Genomic DNA, 17,845 nt, shown 5'->3' with positions numbered 1-17,845 from the left:
TTATCTTATTTTAGGATTCGCAATCTACTCGTTTAACTGTTTAAGCGTCAACTGAGCACTGGTTTGATACCCTTGTTTACTAAGGGAGTGTGTTGCTGTTTTAACATACCAGTCCTGCGGTATATCCTCACGCAACCCTTTTATTATAATTGGCGCCCCCGCAATAATGTCAGGATTGCCGATGGTTGTAATATTCAAGGAGTCAATATCAAGCGCGTACCCTTTTAATTCTCTGTTAGCTGCTGCTTTTGCCGCTGCTTCGTTTTCGTATGTCCAGGATAGGGCGAATTCAGGTTGCCCACTCCCTACAGTTACTTTTTTTGTTTCGGCGCTATCAACATCGTGATATTTCGCATTCACACTTCTAAACTTTGCTTCTTTTTTACTGCTATAGCTTAGCTGTGATATTTGTTTTAGGTCGAGTGTAAGTGTTAAGATGTCCTCGTCTTTGGCGTTTTTGCCTTTCTCATCAAGCACGACTAATTTAGTGTGCGTAGGTTTTAATGTGCAACCATGCTGCCTAACTACTCGATACAAAAAACCGATATTGCCCTCATCGGTTTGGTCGATGTGCTCAATTTGTATTTTACCTAGCCCTGGTATAACAGATGACTCTAGCCCATGCTCTTTTGCAATTATATCCACTAAACTTGCAAGCGTTATATTGTCAAAAGAGCGTGTTTGTTGGGTCTGCATCGCCTTGTATGTATTTGATGCCGCAAAGGGCACGCTATTAGCATTTAAACTTAATACGCTTGGCGGATAACGGTAGCTCATCGTATCAACAAAGAAAAAACCAAAATCATGCAGATTGTCTTTGTAGCCAAGATGTACATTAAGCTTCGCACTAGACTCAGGAAATTTAAGTGAATCCGTGTAGTCTGCCAAATGCAAACTTAATCCATCGGCATGGTCTCCTGTTGTATCGGTAATCGTTAAACTAACCAACGCTGCTTTTATCTTTGCGGTGATGTCTTTATCATCGGCTAAGATTTGATAGTCAATTACCATAAGGTTACTCTTCTTTTAGCTGTTGGCTTTTCAATCTCTGGTAATTCAATGGTAATACCAGATGGGAGTACTGCACCTAATTTTGCCAGCTCACGATTTGCCTCAAGCACTTTGTTAGTAACTTCTGTCGTGCCGTAATACTTGTAGCAAATATAATCGAGCATATCTCCGTCTTTCGTGGTGTATTTAGCCATAATACAAAAATCCTTAAAATTAACTTTTTTTATTGATCTTAGCAGTGCCAACTGCGCGCTTAATCATGAAATCAACATCTGGTTCAGCATTAACATACGTTAATTTTACATCAGGATAACGTGTTGTAAAAACACGAAAAACTTCATCGGCAAAGCCCTGCCCAATCAACCGAATTCCCGCAAAATCAATCACTGCTTCTTTAAACTCATTAACTCGTGTCAGCAAACGCTTGGCTTGTGAACGTGAAACTAGTGCTTCATTTTCATATTGAATTAATTTTGCCTTTATAATTGTCTTTGAAAACATATATTCTCCCTCCTCATCTATAACTGTATATTGCTTGAATATTGCAGTGACAGATTTAGGGGTAAATTTATTTATTTTAAAAACAACTTTTGTCCCTTCATACATACTTCTTCTGGCCATGCCCTCAAGCTCAGAAAGACTATTAACATCAAGCTCATGATGAAAAATTAAACCATGTGAAATTATGGAAAATTCATCACTAATTTTAGAAGAAAAGAAGATACCCTCTCCAGAGTGAGCTTCTGGCATTGTTGTTAGGCGCCCTTTTGATAACTCAAACATAGCATGCTGCTCATCTTTCAAATTCTTATATCTACAGATTTTTTTAAAAATACCCACCCCGTTATCAGTAATCGATACCAAATATCCATATGCACTTTCAAATAAAGCAATCCTTATAGTATCACCTTCAGAATGTTCTATTGCATTGTTTAACATTTCTGTAAAGACATGAAACATTGAGTCTTTAAGCTCGATATCATTTTTAATAAGGGACAGAATATGTTTAATCCAAATATCGTATTCACTAGCTTCTTTTGTAATATCTTTTAGTTTAAAATTCTGAGCAAATAAGCGTTTTTGCAATAAATGGAGGTATCCCTTACTGCACTCAAAAATTTGCATTGGCTTCTCTAATTTTTTCAGATGTTGGTACACGTTTTGGACAGTTACACCATGCTTTTCCGCTATGTTTTTTGCCACTTCTGATTTTTTACGATTTCCTGAATCAATCATTTTCAAAATTTCAATAAGCACATCCGACATTTTAAACAACCATTTATTTTTTATTAAATTATACTCAATTTTTTTATAAACTCCAATGGTGAATTTTAGATCGCATTTTTTACATAAGCTTTCGCTTGGTCAATTGCCGTGGTTTCTGGATAGCGTGATAAACTCACCGAGTAACTTGTGTTGCTGTTGTTGGTGTTCTCTTGCTGGATATTGGTTATTGCCCATTTGCCGTAAATAAAGCCATCTAAATCAAATAAAAAATTACTGTCTTGACTGGCTGCGAGCTCTCTTAATGCTACAAGAGCGCCTTTTGCCCCTAGATTGTCACACGGAAAGGTCACCCCTGAGATAGTCATGGTTTCTGACTGGTCCCCCGTATTTTGCAGAGCTGGGCTATTATTAACCCGCTCTTGCGTTGCCCAGTTACTTGAGTAGCTTTTGCTTATCTTATTGTAAGTTGCAGTATTAACACTAAATGGCAACTTGCCAAGTACTAACGGAATAAACGCCATTTTTAAACGCCTCCATAATTAAAGTCATATAGTGCCTTTTGCGTGGCTTCTTCAACCCCTTGCATAATCGATAATTTATCGCCATTGCCTTGTACCGTAACTTGATTGGTGATTGTCACATTATTGGTTTTATTGCTGTTGTTGATTTGCTGATTAGCTGCTTTAACTTGCTGTTGCAATTGACTGAAATCCTCCGTTTGCAACGGCTTATAGTTATTCCAGCTGATTTTATTTTCAGCATTTGCACTTTTTTCTGCTTTATCACTGCCACCAAGCCCAAAGAACTTAGCCACTGAGGTCGCCTTCTCCGCTACCCATTTAATCATTTTTACCTGTGGCTCAAACAGCTTTGCAATAAAATCAATCGCGCTGTTGAATATGTTTTTTATGCCGTCCCACAAGCCTGCAAAGAAGTCTTTAATAGGCTCCCAATATTTGTATATGAGTAATGCCGCTGCGGCAATTCCTGTGATTGCCAAACCAATGGGATTCGTCAAAAAAAGTCGACTCACCAGCTTAAATGTAGTGCCAAGCCCTTTGATGACTGAGCCTAGATTCATAATTTTATTGACCATGCTAAACGCCATTGTCCCGCCGACTATTTTGAAGGCATTATCTAGTCCAATGGTTGATTGAATAAAGCTCCCAACTGCCTTTACACCACTAAACACTGAGCTAATCATACTACTAAAGGATTTCACCCATTCGCCTATTTGCCCGCGATTTGCCGCAATCCATTCGGTCATATTCGTAAATAAAATTGTCATTTTCGGCATAAGCTCATTGGCAACTGAAAAAGCTACGCTCTGTAAGCTTAGTGTCATTCTCCCATAAGCATCGGTATTGAGCTCTGCTGCACGTAATGATTTTTCTTCAAACACAGCACCCGTTTCATGCGCTTCTTTACCCAGTTCTTTTAAGCCTTTGGAGCCATTCTTAAGCATATTCACCATGTCAGCACCTTCACGTCCAAATATCCGTGTGGCAATGCGCAAGCGTTCTTGGTTATTTGCCACCCCATTCATAGCATCGGCAATAAGCCCTAATGCCTGGTCTGGCTTTAATGATTTAAGTTCCTCAGCACTTAAGCCCAGTTGATTTAGAGCATCTTTTGCTTCACCTGTCCCATTGGCGGCATCCACCACATTTTTTTGCATAAACTCTAATGACTTGTCGAGCTTTTCGGTTGATATGCCCGCAAGACCAGCGGCATAACGCAGTTCTTGCAATGCGTCTGTACTCAGATTAAGCTTGTCGGCGGTTTTGGCAATATTGTCAGCATGTCCAGCAAAGCTACCCACTAATTTCATCGTAGCAGCTCCTATTGCACCAACGGCAGCTGTAACACCTAAAGCGACATATTTGAGCTTACTTATGCCAGCGCCAAGCGTTGATAATGTGTTGCCTTTAATCCTTGCCTGTCTTTGCGTTTTTTCTAACTGCATTTGCAAACGTTTTTCTTCTGACGTTAAGTTAGCGGTGTCAATACCTGCTTTTTTAAGTGAGGTGCCAAGCTCCTTTAATCCTTTTTTTTGAGATTGGAGTGCTGCATTCGTTTTATTTACCTGCTGCTGTTTTTTGGATATTTTTGCCGATAATTTATCATCTTGTCCGCCTGCCGCATTGTACGCGCGCTGCAAGGCTTTAAGCTCAGCAACTTGTGATTTATAGCTTGTGTTTGTTTTAGCAATTGCAGCTTGATCAGCTTGTAATTTACCAATAAGCGCCTGATTATCTTTTAATGACTTCTCTTTTCTGCCCAGATAATCCAGGCTCTTTATCGCGCTGTCGGTTACTTTACTAAAGCTTGGGTTAATACTGCCACCCAACTCAAGACTAACTTTTTTGTTCCAGTTTGCCATCGTTTACTCACTATTTATCTAAGCCACTTTTGGCTTTTATCCAATCCACTGCAAGTTTGTAATATTTAATCAGCTCAGACAATGGTAAATTATCTAACTCACTGATTTGCCAGCCTGTTTGTGTTGCTATGACAAAGATTAATTCATTATATGCTTTGGGTCGTAATTAGCATCCGTGATCTCACTTAATGCCTGTTGCAGCTTAGCACTGTCTGCCATTACCACATCATCAAGTGACGCTAGTGATATGCCAGTTAAACGACTGATCAGCATATCTTCTTTGGCAATATCATTCTCAATATTAGCAACGGCTTTTAAATCACCTCGCGTGGGCTCTCGAAAATTGATGACATTGGTATGCTCACCACTGGTTAATTTGACCTGATTGCGTAAGGTTACTCTCATTATTTTTACACCCTCCCCTGATGGTATAGATCAAGAATGGGGCTAAATATGAGTTAAGATTGTGCGGGATTATGGTGAGATACACTTGACATGTACTCATTTACTGATTACAAAGCAATTTTTATTAGTTTGAAATATTGGCTAATACGCCCTCTAATTGATTACTACCATTGATATTGCGGACATTGTTAATCGGGTCGATTTCAATCAAGTCCTCACCATCGGCATTAAAGCGATAATAACTGACTGACAGGGTGACACTCGTCTCACCCAATGACTCAGCATTAATGGTGCCATTGTCATAGTCTTTAACAAGCCCTCTCATTTCAATTGTAAGTTTCTTTTCTGTGCCGTCTTTATTACGCAAACTGCCACGGATAATTAATGGCGCTTCTTTGTTACCAATCAGTTTGATTGGGTCTGTTTGTAAGCCCTTAAACTTAATTACCGACTCCATCTTTTCAACCTTGCCCGTATCCACATCAACCGTGCCTGACATGCCAGCAGCTGTCCATTCTTCCGTTTTGACCGTAACTTTTGGCAGCTGTACTTCGCTAGCGGTGCCAAGATAAGCAATGCCGTCCAGATACACACCAAAGTTAATTAAAATATTGTTAAACATGCTTTTTGCTCCCTATTACTCTTTTTTAATTAAAAGATTTCCGAAATATAATCATTTACTAAATGGCTATTAAATGTAATATGTTGGGCGGGATAAACAGGCGTAAAATCAAAACTAAATGTCACATGCCCATTAGCAATCTCATTCTCACTGTTTAACTCTGGGTCCGCCCAGCATTTACCACCCAAGATGCGTCCTTGAGCAACGAGTGATCTAAGATAACCATTGACGCTCATCACAATATCATCGACAAAGGTCTTGCTAATACCCCTATCAACTGCCCAGTTATGTGCATATAGCAGCGACTCGTTCAACATATCAGCGGTGCGTCTCACACTTAAAAACTGCCACTTAGGATCATTTGAGCACGTTAAGTTGCCCCATAACCTAAAACCATTTTGATTAATAATGGTTGCTATCTTATTTTCGTTTAAGTAATTCGCACGACATTCGCCATTTAATTCAAAGTCAATAGCGCGCTCTGTCGCCGTTACGCCATAAATCTCATGATTTGATGGGGAGTAATGCCAACCATACGCTTTATCAATACGCGCCATTAAACCTGCAATACGTGGCGAGCTTGGCTTGGCAACCTCCACGCCACTGGCTAAAACCATTACGCGCGGGTCAATTACATACACACGTGCCGAACCAAAGTTTTTCCGATAAGCAATAGCAGCCGTATCGGTGGTGCTCGGTGCCTCGGCAATAATCACCGCTTTTAAGCGCTCGGCAATGCTCATTAACTCCTGTACAATCCCCGCCTCATTGCTAAAATTTGGCGCAATTAAAATGCGGGGGATTAAACCCAATGTGGACCCCGCATCCAAAAATGCCTGCACACCCGTGCGCTGCCCTGTATCACTGTCAATACCTCCTTGCACATTGGCTAACATTTGTGCGTTATCATCGGCATGGTCAACGCGTACTACTACCACCATTGCCCCAACTTGGTCAAAGATGCCATCGATTGCATCTGGCAATGTCCCATTACTGCCCAACTTTGCCGCTTCGGTTCTGTTGCCCGCAATTAGCACAGGCGCATTGAGTGGAAATACCGCATTATCGGCATCTGGAGCGGTCCCAATTAATCCAATCACACTGGATTTAACCGTGCGAATTGGACGCGCACCGCCATCAATTTCAACAACTTCCACCCCATGGTAAAATGCACTCATTATACTTTCCCCTCTTTCTCATTAATATTCATCAATCATTTGCTCCAAATACGCTCTAGCTCTGCCAGGTCCTGCTTATCTTGATTCGCCAAATACAATGCTTCTCGCGTTTTTAAATAACAGCTTGCAAGCTTGAGTTCATTTTGTATTGTGGCACAGCCGTGTACTAACCTTTGCTCCATTAGCTCAGGCGGGATATGCCCAGAGACTTGCGCGCGCGGCAATAAGCTGCAACCGCCTAACAATAAAAACGTTAACGATAAAACAATTTTCATTTAACATCTTCTTGGGTTTTGAGCCCCTTCGGTGGCGTGTACAACATCTCCTGGACATTCAAACTGTAAGTCTCCAGCCATTGACTGCGCTCATCTTGTGGTAATGCATGGATGTAATTGGTAAATGTATCCATCTGCTTACCAAAAGCCTTATTGATTTTAATTTGCTCGTTTTGGTTTTTGACTGTTACTTGATTGGCTGATAGCCACATATCATTCATTTTGTTAAGCTTACTGTCTAAATAATAAGCTCCTCCTAAAACAAACAGTAAAATAATCATGCTTGGTAATATACTTAATATTGCCCTAATCACATTCACACGGATACCCCCCCCCTTAGTCTGATTAACGGTGTAAAGTCTTAAATGTATAAAGTTTGTGCGAATTAATACTAGTTTTATCAAGCACCCCTATACATCTTAATATTTTTAAGGCTCCTCTCCGCATCTTGCTTAAACTGCTCAAACAGCCCGTCCACTTGAGCAATACTTGTCGCGTGTTGGACCCCATCAACTGCTTTAATCTCTAAACCATCTAATTCAGCATTTTGCAATGCTAAAATATCCGCCAGTTCAATTTGTCTTTGCGCTAATTGTTCAATCGTCTCACCAAACCCGCGCTTGGTTGCTTCAATCGTTAGTTGCTGTTTATCTACATCCGTAGCTGCACCCGCCAATACCCGCCTTGCCCGTTTTTCTTTTTCTACCCAGCCCACCATGCGCTCAGCTTCCGAGTGACCATATAAGTATTGACGTATTCGCTTTGTAAAATTCAGCACCCTTATTTTTGCTGCATCTTGCGCATCAACAAGCAATAACTGCTGTATATGCGCTTCATCAAGTCCCAAACTATATAATTCATTCGCGGGCACATTTATTAATATTCGCCCATTCGGCAGTTTTACTTCTTTAATCATAAATATACTCCCTCACGTCCATCATAATTAGTATTACCAAAATTTGCTTCTGCCACAGGGATAGGTAAAGCAGTCCATCTCACATTGGAAGTGGCATTCGAAGATTCACGAACAATGTAAGGTTTAGTGTGTACATTAAACTCGATGCTCTGGTTGCATATAATGTGATACATTAACCCACCTCTAAGATAAAAACCCGATGAATTATAGTTTTTATTGAATCCATCCCCATTAATATATCTGGTGGGTGTATTGTGTGCTGTATCATTGCCGTTTTCATCTAGCTTTTCAGTTTTCAATAATAATTTCCAAGATATATCTGAAACTACATTCCGATAAACCTGAATATTGTTTACTAATTTCAGCATGAGTTGTGGCACGCCCCATGGGTAACTTGAAAGTGTAAAACAAATATTTACAGCTGATACACTTGGATCTCCAGACACTTTGTCGCCATCTAAATCGCTCTGACTATTCCAGTGCCCTTCACGAAATATTTGCACCTCTGTTCTTGCAGGATATCCACCACCACAAAAAGGCACTGGATACATCATATCAAATGGCAGATCACTTAAATCGATCTCTGTCACATAACGCCTTGCAAAGGTCTGTATATCGCCATGATATTGCACTTTATTAACATAGCGCTCATCGTGTTGATGCTCATTAAACGTTTTAAAATCGACAAAACTATCTGATGGCACGATAAGCGATACACTAGCCATGTCGCTATCACTAAAGGTCAAGTAAATATTAATTTCAGCCTCAATATTTGCATCTTGTGTGTATTTAAAACTGTTAATCGGTCCGTAGGCAAATACGTCACCTTGTTCATCGTACAAATAGCATTTTTGTACCACATCATTGATTGCGAGTCCTGCTGGCATTAAACATTTAACGCGCAAGGTGGTCGCATTCTCGTTGCTAATACTTGATATCCCTCCCTTATATAGATTGTTGCCTTTTATCTCAAGTGTAGCATCTGCGCTGTTGGTTAATTCAAACTGGCTCAGTTTTACCTGTACCCCTGTTTGTTGTGCGTTGGCAAGTTTTGCCAGTGCGTTTTGTGTTAATATTAATTGTGGCATTTTACCCCCTTTTTTTAATACTTTTACTTAAATCTCAATCGCATCATTACCCCACATCCAACAAAAGCGATAACTTTATTAGTTGGGATGCCTTGGCGCAAGATTGCTCTCGTCTTATTGCCTGCTTTGATAGTGTTGTATGCATGAGTTTTAACTGATAATACACACACAGTTTGTACATTTTTATTAGCGTTTATTGTGTTACTAATTAAATCTGTGTTAAACGCCCCCGGTGATTGTTTAGTAATATTGACCTTAATCGTGTGCGGCGTGCCGTTGTATTCGTACCATTCCTCTACAGCAATATCATAGTCGGTAATATTAAGCGCTTTTTTAAGCGCCCCGAGTGTGCCCTTTTGGCGGTGTATTTCAATCGATTTTTTGATATATTCACGCTTTTCTGCTTCGGTTAAATTATTATAAATCGCAAAATCAACACTCAAGGCACTTGCCAAATAAGGCAAAAACTCATACGGGCATAAGTCCGCATTCCAAAGCTTATTAATTAGCCAATCTTTTCCATTTAACACCCCTTCAAAAGCGCCAATCATCGCTTTTTCTAAATCAGTACTATTGGGCGGCAATAAACTCATGCGCTTGCCTCAATAATGTTAATTGCAGTACAATAAGGCGTTTGATGTTTACCTGCTTTAATATTTACCTTAGGCTCGTTTAATTGCTCAACAACAGCAACTCCTTCAATATTGAGTTTGGCATATATTTCAGATAGGGCAACGGTAGCCCCGATTCTGTGCTTTTGTGCGACAAGCTCATTGATTGCATTGAGCATATGTTTTTTAACCGTTTCAATATCTGCCGAGCGCTCAAACTTGACCACCGCATCGATAGTATAATTTAGTACCTGTACACTGTTCACAATGACTTGCGCCCCTAGTGGCTTTCTATCTTCGTGGTTTAAATAGTTTGTAACCACAGTAATCAGGTTGCTATCCGCTTCGCCGTTATCACTCGCATTTGATTGTATTGTGACAAAGGCTTTGGCTGGCTGTGCTATATCATCATATGCTTTAACATCCGACACGCGTCTATCTGCCTCGAGACTGAGCGCTTCATATGCGCGTGCTACGCCTGCCGTGCTCACCTTATCAAGCGCTGTTAATATCCGTACTCTAAAGCGCTCATCTTCTTCATTTTCTTGTCGAGTTTCGGCAAGTAAGGCACCTAAATTATCTAAATCAGCACCTTTGGCAAAGGCAATTAAGACTGCCTTAATTTGATCGTTGCGCTCTTGGTCTTTAAGTGTTAACAAGTAAGCACATGCCTCAAAAGTCTTAATCACTGGGTCTGATTCTAAATATGCATCGTAATCTGGCGTTAGCTTTTTAAATTGCTCAAGCAATGCAGTAAAGTTCGCTTCATAATCTACAGTTCTGATAGATACAGGTAATGGTAATTTGGCAAGATTAAACGCACTCATAACACCACCCCGCGCAACTGAGCAGGTTTGCCATTAGGTTGATAAGTAAAATCAACGTCGATAGTTAAGCGACCGCTATTGGTAATCGTTGGCACAACGCGCGTAAGTTTGACCCTTGGCTCCCATGTATCAATAGCTTGCGCTGCTGCTAATATCACTTGTACAATCGTTTGGTTATTCATCGGTTTGTCAATAAAATCAAACAAACGACTGCCATAGTTACGCAGCATTACACGCGTCCCAATTGGCGTGGTTAAAATATCTCTAATTGATTGCTGGACGTGCTCAATATCATCAATGGCACGTCCTGTAAAACGGTCTACCCCTCTCATTATTTTTAGACCCTCCCCCGATGGTATAGATCAAGAATGGGGCTAAATATGAGTTAAGATTGTGCGGGATTATTTGATTGACTACTAACCATCATTATCCAAAAAAACTTAATATTTTTTTAAAAACCACTTGCTTTACATGGCGTAACGCCATATAATAACAAACATACCAGGACGGACCTGGTAGCGGAAAGCCTCACGTGAGCAGGCAATAAAAATAGGAGTTAAAAAATGAGAACAATATTTGAAGAGCAGCTAATAATCGAAACGAAAGAAATCGAAACTTTTTTTGGAGTGATTAGATTAGTCAAACTTAAAGACAATCAAGATGATGTCCCTGCTTTTGGATTATTCCCAGCCAAACTATACGATTACCCAGAGCAATGGGTAGCCGAGTTTGTTGGCGGGGATTATGCAGGTATTAATGTCATGCCTACAGTGCGAGACAGACATGAATGGTGCCTCACAGAAAGAGATGCGCTTAGGGAAATTTTAAAACTTGCCGTGTCTATTAAGTATGTTGACAAATTGGAGCACAAGATGATTTGGGGATAAGAGTAGAAAAATATGAAAATCAATGAATTGACACAAGATGAAATAGAAATAATTCAATCGCGGCGTGAAAAACTAGCACAATATGATGCAGCGAAAGCATTTCAGAGCAAAGCAATTGCTATTGCGCATGCCTTTAGCAAATGGTCAACTAAGACAGGAGATGAGCTTACCTTTTCAACCTTTGTTAATTCGTTTGGCTATCAGGGTAAAGATAGTAATTTAATGTACGAAACTGTTAAGCGAATCATCGAGGCAGCATGGAATGATCTACGTCGGTTCTAAAATAGTTACAATAGCACCGAAAGGCTAAAAAAAACTTGCAAAAAAAAATAAATAATGTTTAATGATTTGGTCGCTATATTAACAGTTAATATAGTGTTGGATTGAAACTTTCGTTTGTTATTAAAATTTAATATAAGTCGCTGTTTTAATAAACAGCGTGGTTTTTAATAAGTAATTGTTTTTTATTTTGGTGCTGACGTACTACCGCCACTATCCCCAGTATGCATATGCCCTTTAAGTGAGATGCCACCAGCGACCACATCATCAGTTACATTAATCGCCCCTTGAATGGTTGCCGTTTTACCACCGCCTTGGTTGTAGCCTGTCATGCCTTGCATATACGTTAAACCACCTTGTACTAACAAGTTGCCCGTGCAAATCATATTAGGCGCATCAATTTTGACTTGCGTGGGTGTTTTGATGTCAATATTGCCCGCAAAATCAATGCTGAGTGTCTTAGCACCTTTAATGGTTACCGAGTCTGTAATATCGGCAGTGAGCATCTTAGCGGCTGTGATTTCAATATCACCAACGCAATTTACAGATAGCTTCTTTTGCGCATAATCATAGCTAATACGAGTGCCATCTTTGTAAACCGTTGTGTGCTCATTTTGGTTTAGTGTTGGTTGATTTTTAGTGTAAATGGCAGGTAGCACAATACCATTATTTAACTCACCAGAGGGACTTAAAACAAGCACCTGTTCACCAACGGACGGCTTCCACCATGTGACGCAATCCCCTGTTCTTTGTGTCACCCACGGCAGCCACCCCGTGCTATTATCGCCCAACTTTACCTTTAAGCGTGTGTCATTTGTCTCAATAACTGTACCCACGCGAACCAAATTATTTAAACGCCGTTGCATGTCTGTTAAGTATTGCATCACGTCCATCGCTAATCCAGATTGCTATTTACTTCAACATCAGGCGAGGCGCCATTTTCTTCGTATACCGAATCACCATAGTAAAAACGGATTAAAAACAGGATTTCCCAACTGATATAACCGTCCACTTCTGGCGCAAAAAAGTCCTGTTGGTTGGCAATGACTTGCGCAGCCTCTAATTGTTCGCTTTTAAAATAATTACCATCAATAAATGTACTGAGTGCAAGCGCTGCATCACGAATATTAAGCTGCCCAAGGGACGTGTCATTAAACAACAAACGCAATGCAAAAGTGCATTCAACGGTATTTAAATCCGTGGTGATTTTTGGCGTTAAGTCAAAGCTTTGTAGCTCTAAATGCGCCAGTGGTAACTTAACCCCATTAAGTGTTTGCACATCAGGATATAATTGCCAATCAATGCGCGGTTCATGTGTTTGTAATGTGTTTAATATATGCTCGCTTAATGCGCGCGTATTTCGTATGCTGTTTTTCATCAATTGCCACCAAACTTAAATTTAACCAACCGGGTGAACTCTTTCTCAAAGTAATAATAAAAGTAGTAAGGCAATAGCTTCTGTAGCAAATCTTCTGCTGCTTCATCAATTGGCAGCACTGCTAGTTCACTTGTACCACGCAAGCGCACACGTCCTGCTTTTGTGATATAGGCATTGCTTGCTGTAATACCTTTCACAATCACGTCAGCACCACTTTTTCTCGGTTTGCCGAGAGCATCTAATGGCAAATCATTTAAACCTGCCCAAACCTTGTAAGTGCGATTTTGGTCCGCTTGCTTAAAAACAAACAGTCGTTTTCTTAATAACTTTAACGGAATATCTAAACGGCTGGCTATTTCATGCGTTACGCGCTTATTGGTATAATTCACCGCACGCCCTATGGATTGGTGATAAGCATTAGCAAGCTCTTTCTCAGTTGCTTGTATGCCACCTATCGCATCAGCAATAGCAAATGCCTCTGACTTAGAAATCGATATACTCATTATTTACCGCATCACTTAAAATCAGTTTGACCAGTCCACCGCCCTCTAGCATCTTATGCTCGACGCGATACGTCTGTGCACTGTTTAATAATGTCAGCATGTCATGCCGCTCGATTTTGTTTTTGTCAATAAATTTAAGCCATGCCACACCTGAGCAGTTTTTATATTTAGCCAAACTCAAATCGTGCAGGCTTTCTATCAGTTCATGCTTAATAATTAACTCGTCCCCTGTACGCTCAACGCGTACAGGCTCACCAAAATCATTAAACAGACAATCAAAGCTGTCCAGATAAACTGCCATCGTTTATTTGTCCGCCTTTTTGCTGCTTGCTTTACGTGATACAAGCTTTTTATCCTCCTCCACATCTTGAGGTCGCTCTTCATCGTTTAGTAAATTTTTAGCAACCTCCTTAACAAGTCCGCGACTAGCTAAAAAATCAAACTCATGCGCACTTAATTCCACCACATCCCCCACCTTACGCGCTTGACCTGCAGCAACAATGGATCGCAACAACTCTACCTTCATTTTTAGCCCCTTATACTATTTTTTTGTTGGCAATCGCAAACGACTCAGGGCGGCGCACGGCAAAATCCACGCTTTGCATCACGACCAAACGAATACCACCTGATTTGTCCAAGCTATAAGGGTTTACGGTCAAACGCAAACCATCCCACAGCCCAATAATTAACTGACTAAAATCACCAAAAATAACCTGCTTGGCTTTAATCTGATTAGTAACCTCTACCGTATAACCGTTAATAGTGTTACCTGGCTCCCACACCGTCATTTCACTGCCTGGTAATCTTGGCGTGGTTTTAGCTGCGCCCCTTAGTGCAGGGTTCAAGAGATAACGCATGTTAGCAACATCGGCATTTTGTAACGCAATACTGGTTTCTAAGCCGATATAATCCGCTAAAGACGGACTGTCCCCAGTGTATTCAACTGCCGTGATGCCGCTAACCCCCGTCAAACCTAACGGTTGATGATTGCTGCCTGTGCCATATAATGCTGCCGTATCAATCCCCAATGCCACAGCTGCCAACAAGTCATTGCGCACCATGGTTTCAGCATCTAGTGAGCTATTAATCATCAGCATACGCGAGACTTCTAGGTAAGCTCCCAGAGTTTTAGGCGTTAAATGAATCTGGTCAGTGGTGACCTTACCTTCGCCAACATCCTGATTCTCACCCACCCAGTAAATATTAGACCCTTCCACTTGGCGCGGAATATCTATATTGCCTCGCAAGCCCGATAATCTCCGTGCAATGCTCAGCATAATCGATTTATTGCGTAACATATCAATAAAACTAGACGCCTGTAGTTGCGTTGGGACTAATGCATTACCGCCAGTGGCAATACTAAAATCACGCTGTAACACATCTGGCGGGATCATAAGCGAATCATCATTAATGCCAAGCTTACGCTTTGCGGCATCGGACGCCTCAAACTCAAAACTGGCAGCCTCACGCGCTTTTATATCAAATGGATTCACCAATGCACGCACTGCACGTGAGAGACTAAACTCTCGCGTTTCTTTGTCATTCATCCCGATATTATTAGCACAGGATTGCACCGCATTGACTTGTGGGCTTTGACTTTCCAACATTTTTAATCGTTCTCTTTGTGTGGACTGTACATGTAAGAGTAAATCTTTCTGAAATGTCTCAAAGCCTGTACCATTATCGATGTAGCTTCGGGCAAAGTCCGCTTGCTTAAACTCGCGCGCCAGTGCATCAATTTTTGCTATACGCTCACGCTCATTTTTAACTCCATCTTTTAACCCCTCATCAAATGAGCGTGTGACTTGTGGCTCTGTTTTAACTTCTCTTGCTTCTTGGTTCATTCTCTCCCCCTCTGGATTGATATTATTTACGTTTTGGTTTACTTGATTTAAAGCCGATTTTAGTTCAGCAACGTCATTGTTGTTATTTTGTGCAAGATTGCGTCCAATGCCGACCGTAACATCGGCAGGCACACTAACCAATGAAATTTCAAACGGCTGCCAGCGAGTAACTCTCACCGCTTTGTTGGTATGGTCAGGCTCCGCTCTGTCGACTTTATAGCCAACGGAAACATTGGCAATAATCCCATCTTGGACATCCTGGAAAAAATCCTGTGCCTCTTGACGCTTGGAAAATTTAACCACCGCGCGCGCTTTATCCCCATCTATATAAGCATGCTCCACCACCCCTATTTGACGATTCCAATCATGATTAACGAGCAGAGCGCCTTTGTTGTTTAAACGCGATAAATCAATTGCTCCCGCGCGATGCTCTAATACCTCATTGGCATCTTGCCAGCGCTGATAAGGCGTATTGCTCGAGAAACTGAGCTCAACCGTGCGCTCATCCACGTCAATCTTGCTATGCGTGGCGTTAAATGTGTAATCACGTGTCAAAACTTCCGCTTCTTTAATCGTCTTGATATAGCCCTGCATTATTTACCCCCTCCTCTACTTGTTTTTTAATGTCCCCCTCAGTGCTTATTTGATTAACGATACCTAACTCTTTTAAGCGCGCTAAATCAGCGGCAATCTGGTTTAAGGTATCCTCAGGGTCGCCACCTGCATCTAAAATCGCTTGTGACAAGCTCATCGTGTGATTGTTAATGCTTTCCGAGGTGCCTTTGGCATCTTTTAGCGGGTCAATCCACGCCCATGAGCGAGTTTGGAAGCGTACTGTGTCAATTAAATTATCAAAGCTTAATACGCTGATATTCCCCAATCTGCTACTTGCGTACTCAACCTCAAGCCAACTTTCAAAAATTGGGCGCATCAGCGCGTCAATAACAAGTGTTTGCAGCATGCGCCACGCATCACGCTCGCTTAATAGCCCTTGTCTTGCGCTTGAGTAACTCACTCCACTTAAGTCATTGCCTAGATTGATGTAATTCACTCCATAGCCTAAACTTGAGCTAATCGCTTTTAAAATTGATTCTTTAAAAGGGGCGTAGTTGGAGCTTGGAAACTGCCCGTCAAACTTTTCAAGCTTGTAACCTGATTTGATGACGTGAAATTGCGCGCGATCATCCAATGTTTGGATGTCAAAGCTATTATCTGCGCCCCCATCTCTATCGATTAATGCGCTATAATCAACCTCTGTTTCTGCTTGATTAAAAAAGCCCATCGATTTAGCGTTACATCTGGCATTATCCACCGCAGCCGTTTCAAACTCTTTTAGTAGACCCAATCGAATTAACGCCGTAGCAATCGTCGAAATGCCGCGCTTTTGCCCAACAAATTCGTGAATAAAGCCGTGAATCATGTTATTAGCCGCAATGCGTTGTGTATCCGCACCATCATCAGCCACTAAATAATATGCTTGAGGCTTACCAAATTGGTTCAGCTCAATACCGTTAATAATTCTATTGCGATTGCTTAAGCTTGCGCGTTTAGTGACATCGATGCGCGAGTTGTCAATTAATTGCAATTGTAACTGCCCGTCAATGACATGTTTTAGCACAAAAAACTCGCCATCCCTTAATAATGACCGCACACACGCCAATTGCACATCAATAAGCGATAGTTGCCCCGTAACATCACACTTGCCTCGACGCGTCCAGCGATTAAAACCAAGCTCAACTTTGTCGTTTAATATCTCGCTTTTAGTTTTGCATTGGATACGGATGCCTTTGTGCCCGATGATATTAGTGCATGCCATTGATATATAGCCTTTCACATAATCATTATTGGCATAAGCTTCACGGGCGCGCCTTACAATTGCACTGGCTTGAGACTCGATAATCTCATCAATATCCCCACCACTAAAAATATCACGTATCAATTGTGATCGAGCCGACTCATACATTCTTTGATGTGAGACAACTGCCCACTTTTGCCCTATGTGCCCAGAGGGTTTTGAGCGTCTAAAAAGTGACAATAATCCCATCAGCGCCACCTAAAACTTGTGGTTACAATGCCATACGGATTTTTACCTATTTTGATTAATTCCAACTGTTTAACTGCAAACGCAAGTTGCGATTCTTCCACACGCAAGTTTTTTAAATCACGATAGTTTGCCGTATTACCAGCTGCACCATATGACGCAATATGCGCATTAGCCAACGCTTTGTTAATCGATGCGCGTATCGACTGCAATTCAGCTTTCTTCTGTTGTAATTCTTCGTCTATATCCATATCCCCTCCCCCGATGGTATAGATCAAGAATGGGGCTAAATATGAGTTAAGATTGTGCGGGATTATTTGATTGACTACTAACCATCATTATCCAAAAAAAACTTAATATTTTTTTAAAA

At 41.0% G+C, this 17,845-nt stretch carries 25 protein-coding genes; 2 read left to right on the top strand and 23 right to left on the bottom strand.

The genetic code is table 11. From position 1 onward, the window contains the following. Positions 1–24: 24 nt before the first annotated feature. The 15 genes from DNJ77_RS00865 to DNJ77_RS00795 form a co-directional block, all read right to left on the bottom strand. Complete coding sequence (locus DNJ77_RS00865; protein WP_116963107.1) at positions 25–1,011, bottom strand: phage late control D family protein; 987 nt, start codon at positions 1,009–1,011, stop codon at positions 25–27. Beyond that, positions 1,005–1,205 (bottom strand): tail protein X, encoded by a 201-nt coding sequence (locus tag DNJ77_RS00860; protein ID WP_116963106.1) that lies wholly within the window; start codon positions 1,203–1,205, stop codon positions 1,005–1,007. The genes DNJ77_RS00865 and DNJ77_RS00860 overlap by 7 nt, the downstream gene beginning before the upstream one ends. Before the next feature lie 19 nt (positions 1,206–1,224). Further along, positions 1,225–2,268, bottom strand: coding sequence for an STAS-like domain-containing protein (locus tag DNJ77_RS00855; protein WP_192877917.1), 1,044 nt, complete (start codon positions 2,266–2,268; stop codon positions 1,225–1,227). Between the two features lie 74 nt (positions 2,269–2,342). Further along, a complete protein-coding gene (locus DNJ77_RS00850) occupies positions 2,343–2,759 on the bottom strand; it encodes a phage tail protein (protein ID WP_116963104.1) in 417 nt (138 codons plus the stop codon). 2 nt (positions 2,760–2,761) lie between these two features. Beyond that, positions 2,762–4,621, bottom strand: coding sequence for a phage tail tape measure protein (locus DNJ77_RS00845; RefSeq protein ID WP_116963103.1), 1,860 nt, complete (start codon positions 4,619–4,621; stop codon positions 2,762–2,764). A 138-nt stretch (positions 4,622–4,759) separates the two neighbouring features. Beyond that, positions 4,760–5,026, bottom strand: coding sequence for a phage tail assembly protein (locus DNJ77_RS00840; RefSeq protein WP_116963102.1), 267 nt, complete (start codon positions 5,024–5,026; stop codon positions 4,760–4,762). 124 nt (positions 5,027–5,150) lie between these two features. Next, a complete protein-coding gene (locus DNJ77_RS00835) occupies positions 5,151–5,648 on the bottom strand; it encodes a phage major tail tube protein (RefSeq protein WP_116963101.1) in 498 nt (165 codons plus the stop codon). Between the two features lie 29 nt (positions 5,649–5,677). Beyond that, positions 5,678–6,826: a phage tail sheath C-terminal domain-containing protein gene (locus tag DNJ77_RS00830; protein WP_116963100.1), complete on the bottom strand. Its 1,149-nt coding sequence runs from the start codon at positions 6,824–6,826 to the stop codon at positions 5,678–5,680. A gap of 35 nt (positions 6,827–6,861) precedes the next feature. Further along, entirely contained in the window at positions 6,862–7,101 is a 240-nt protein-coding gene (locus DNJ77_RS00825; protein ID WP_116963099.1) for a hypothetical protein, read from the bottom strand. After that, on the bottom strand, positions 7,098–7,421 hold the full coding sequence (locus DNJ77_RS00820; protein ID WP_116963098.1) for a hypothetical protein: 324 nt from the start codon (positions 7,419–7,421) through the stop codon (positions 7,098–7,100). Before DNJ77_RS00820 ends, DNJ77_RS00825 begins: the two co-directional genes overlap by 4 nt. 80 nt (positions 7,422–7,501) lie before the next feature. Continuing rightward, a complete protein-coding gene (locus DNJ77_RS00815) occupies positions 7,502–8,017 on the bottom strand; it encodes a hypothetical protein (RefSeq protein WP_116963097.1) in 516 nt (171 codons plus the stop codon). Continuing rightward, on the bottom strand, positions 8,014–9,105 hold the full coding sequence (locus DNJ77_RS00810) for a hypothetical protein (RefSeq protein WP_116963096.1): 1,092 nt from the start codon (positions 9,103–9,105) through the stop codon (positions 8,014–8,016). Before DNJ77_RS00810 ends, DNJ77_RS00815 begins: the two co-directional genes overlap by 4 nt. Before the next feature lie 23 nt (positions 9,106–9,128). Continuing rightward, positions 9,129–9,698, bottom strand: coding sequence for a phage tail protein I (locus DNJ77_RS00805; protein WP_116963095.1), 570 nt, complete (start codon positions 9,696–9,698; stop codon positions 9,129–9,131). Next, positions 9,695–10,543 (bottom strand): baseplate assembly protein, encoded by an 849-nt coding sequence (locus DNJ77_RS00800; RefSeq protein ID WP_116963094.1) that lies wholly within the window; start codon positions 10,541–10,543, stop codon positions 9,695–9,697. The genes DNJ77_RS00805 and DNJ77_RS00800 overlap by 4 nt, the downstream gene beginning before the upstream one ends. Beyond that, on the bottom strand, positions 10,540–10,875 hold the full coding sequence (locus tag DNJ77_RS00795; RefSeq protein ID WP_116963093.1) for a GPW/gp25 family protein: 336 nt from the start codon (positions 10,873–10,875) through the stop codon (positions 10,540–10,542). The genes DNJ77_RS00800 and DNJ77_RS00795 overlap by 4 nt, the downstream gene beginning before the upstream one ends. Positions 10,876–11,106: 231 nt before the next feature. On the opposite strand from DNJ77_RS00795, the gene DNJ77_RS00790 reads away from it, so the two are divergent. Continuing rightward, positions 11,107–11,430, top strand: coding sequence for a hypothetical protein (locus DNJ77_RS00790; protein ID WP_116963092.1), 324 nt, complete (start codon positions 11,107–11,109; stop codon positions 11,428–11,430). 12 nt (positions 11,431–11,442) lie between these two features. Then, entirely contained in the window at positions 11,443–11,712 is a 270-nt protein-coding gene (locus DNJ77_RS00785) for a hypothetical protein (protein ID WP_116963079.1), read from the top strand. Positions 11,713–11,894: 182 nt separating this feature from the next. On the opposite strand, the gene DNJ77_RS00780 is transcribed toward DNJ77_RS00785, so the two are convergent. Genes DNJ77_RS00780 through DNJ77_RS00745 form a run of 8 tightly spaced genes read right to left on the bottom strand, consistent with a single transcriptional unit; the run spans position 11,895 to position 17,726 of the window. Then, positions 11,895–12,602, bottom strand: a complete 708-nt coding sequence (locus DNJ77_RS00780) for a phage baseplate assembly protein V (protein ID WP_116963091.1) — start codon at positions 12,600–12,602, stop codon at positions 11,895–11,897. Between the two features lie 2 nt (positions 12,603–12,604). Beyond that, a complete protein-coding gene (locus tag DNJ77_RS00775) occupies positions 12,605–13,087 on the bottom strand; it encodes a hypothetical protein (protein WP_116963090.1) in 483 nt (160 codons plus the stop codon). Continuing rightward, entirely contained in the window at positions 13,087–13,590 is a 504-nt protein-coding gene (locus DNJ77_RS00770; RefSeq protein ID WP_116963089.1) for a hypothetical protein, read from the bottom strand. Before DNJ77_RS00770 ends, DNJ77_RS00775 begins: the two co-directional genes overlap by 1 nt. Beyond that, positions 13,571–13,891 carry a hypothetical protein gene (locus tag DNJ77_RS00765; protein WP_116963088.1) on the bottom strand — a complete coding sequence of 107 codons (321 nt, stop codon included), beginning with the start codon at positions 13,889–13,891 and terminating at the stop codon, positions 13,571–13,573. Before DNJ77_RS00765 ends, DNJ77_RS00770 begins: the two co-directional genes overlap by 20 nt. 3 nt (positions 13,892–13,894) lie before the next feature. Beyond that, positions 13,895–14,116: a hypothetical protein gene (locus DNJ77_RS00760; RefSeq protein WP_116963087.1), complete on the bottom strand. Its 222-nt coding sequence runs from the start codon at positions 14,114–14,116 to the stop codon at positions 13,895–13,897. A 10-nt stretch (positions 14,117–14,126) separates the two neighbouring features. Then, a complete protein-coding gene (locus tag DNJ77_RS00755; protein WP_116963086.1) occupies positions 14,127–16,028 on the bottom strand; it encodes a phage major capsid protein in 1,902 nt (633 codons plus the stop codon). Further along, a complete protein-coding gene (locus DNJ77_RS00750; protein WP_116963085.1) occupies positions 16,003–17,478 on the bottom strand; it encodes a phage portal protein in 1,476 nt (491 codons plus the stop codon). Before DNJ77_RS00750 ends, DNJ77_RS00755 begins: the two co-directional genes overlap by 26 nt. Further along, positions 17,478–17,726, bottom strand: coding sequence for a hypothetical protein (locus DNJ77_RS00745; protein ID WP_116963084.1), 249 nt, complete (start codon positions 17,724–17,726; stop codon positions 17,478–17,480). Before DNJ77_RS00745 ends, DNJ77_RS00750 begins: the two co-directional genes overlap by 1 nt. Between the last annotated feature and the right edge of the window lie 119 nt (positions 17,727–17,845).

The organism is Fastidiosibacter lacustris, from assembly GCF_003428155.1.
GTDB classification, from domain to species: domain Bacteria; phylum Pseudomonadota; class Gammaproteobacteria; order Francisellales; family Francisellaceae; genus Caedibacter; species Caedibacter lacustris.
Note: the sequence above shows the minus strand (reverse complement) of the source record. Positions and strands in the feature narration are given on the sequence as shown.

Coding starts and splice junctions, on each gene's coding strand:
- DNJ77_RS00805 (WP_116963095.1), bottom strand. CDS start 9,698: ATGAGTTTATTGCCGCCCAATAGTACTGATTTAGAAAAAGCGATGATT.
- DNJ77_RS00845 (WP_116963103.1), bottom strand. CDS start 4,621: ATGGCAAACTGGAACAAAAAAGTTAGTCTTGAGTTGGGTGGCAGTATT.
- DNJ77_RS00795 (WP_116963093.1), bottom strand. CDS start 10,875: ATGAGAGGGGTAGACCGTTTTACAGGACGTGCCATTGATGATATTGAG.
- DNJ77_RS00860 (WP_116963106.1), bottom strand. CDS start 1,205: ATGGCTAAATACACCACGAAAGACGGAGATATGCTCGATTATATTTGC.
- DNJ77_RS00840 (WP_116963102.1), bottom strand. CDS start 5,026: ATGAGAGTAACCTTACGCAATCAGGTCAAATTAACCAGTGGTGAGCAT.
- DNJ77_RS00830 (WP_116963100.1), bottom strand. CDS start 6,826: ATGAGTGCATTTTACCATGGGGTGGAAGTTGTTGAAATTGATGGCGGT.
- DNJ77_RS00785 (WP_116963079.1), top strand. CDS start 11,443: ATGAAAATCAATGAATTGACACAAGATGAAATAGAAATAATTCAATCG.
- DNJ77_RS00745 (WP_116963084.1), bottom strand. CDS start 17,726: ATGGATATAGACGAAGAATTACAACAGAAGAAAGCTGAATTGCAGTCG.
- DNJ77_RS00835 (WP_116963101.1), bottom strand. CDS start 5,648: ATGTTTAACAATATTTTAATTAACTTTGGTGTGTATCTGGACGGCATT.
- DNJ77_RS00865 (WP_116963107.1), bottom strand. CDS start 1,011: ATGGTAATTGACTATCAAATCTTAGCCGATGATAAAGACATCACCGCA.
- DNJ77_RS00850 (WP_116963104.1), bottom strand. CDS start 2,759: ATGGCGTTTATTCCGTTAGTACTTGGCAAGTTGCCATTTAGTGTTAAT.
- DNJ77_RS00770 (WP_116963089.1), bottom strand. CDS start 13,590: ATGAGTATATCGATTTCTAAGTCAGAGGCATTTGCTATTGCTGATGCG.
- DNJ77_RS00815 (WP_116963097.1), bottom strand. CDS start 8,017: ATGATTAAAGAAGTAAAACTGCCGAATGGGCGAATATTAATAAATGTG.
- DNJ77_RS00810 (WP_116963096.1), bottom strand. CDS start 9,105: ATGCCACAATTAATATTAACACAAAACGCACTGGCAAAACTTGCCAAC.
- DNJ77_RS00800 (WP_116963094.1), bottom strand. CDS start 10,543: ATGAGTGCGTTTAATCTTGCCAAATTACCATTACCTGTATCTATCAGA.
- DNJ77_RS00765 (WP_116963088.1), bottom strand. CDS start 13,891: ATGGCAGTTTATCTGGACAGCTTTGATTGTCTGTTTAATGATTTTGGT.
- DNJ77_RS00755 (WP_116963086.1), bottom strand. CDS start 16,028: ATGCAGGGCTATATCAAGACGATTAAAGAAGCGGAAGTTTTGACACGT.
- DNJ77_RS00750 (WP_116963085.1), bottom strand. CDS start 17,478: ATGGGATTATTGTCACTTTTTAGACGCTCAAAACCCTCTGGGCACATA.
- DNJ77_RS00825 (WP_116963099.1), bottom strand. CDS start 7,101: ATGAAAATTGTTTTATCGTTAACGTTTTTATTGTTAGGCGGTTGCAGC.
- DNJ77_RS00780 (WP_116963091.1), bottom strand. CDS start 12,602: ATGGACGTGATGCAATACTTAACAGACATGCAACGGCGTTTAAATAAT.
- DNJ77_RS00760 (WP_116963087.1), bottom strand. CDS start 14,116: ATGAAGGTAGAGTTGTTGCGATCCATTGTTGCTGCAGGTCAAGCGCGT.
- DNJ77_RS00775 (WP_116963090.1), bottom strand. CDS start 13,087: ATGAAAAACAGCATACGAAATACGCGCGCATTAAGCGAGCATATATTA.
- DNJ77_RS00790 (WP_116963092.1), top strand. CDS start 11,107: ATGAGAACAATATTTGAAGAGCAGCTAATAATCGAAACGAAAGAAATC.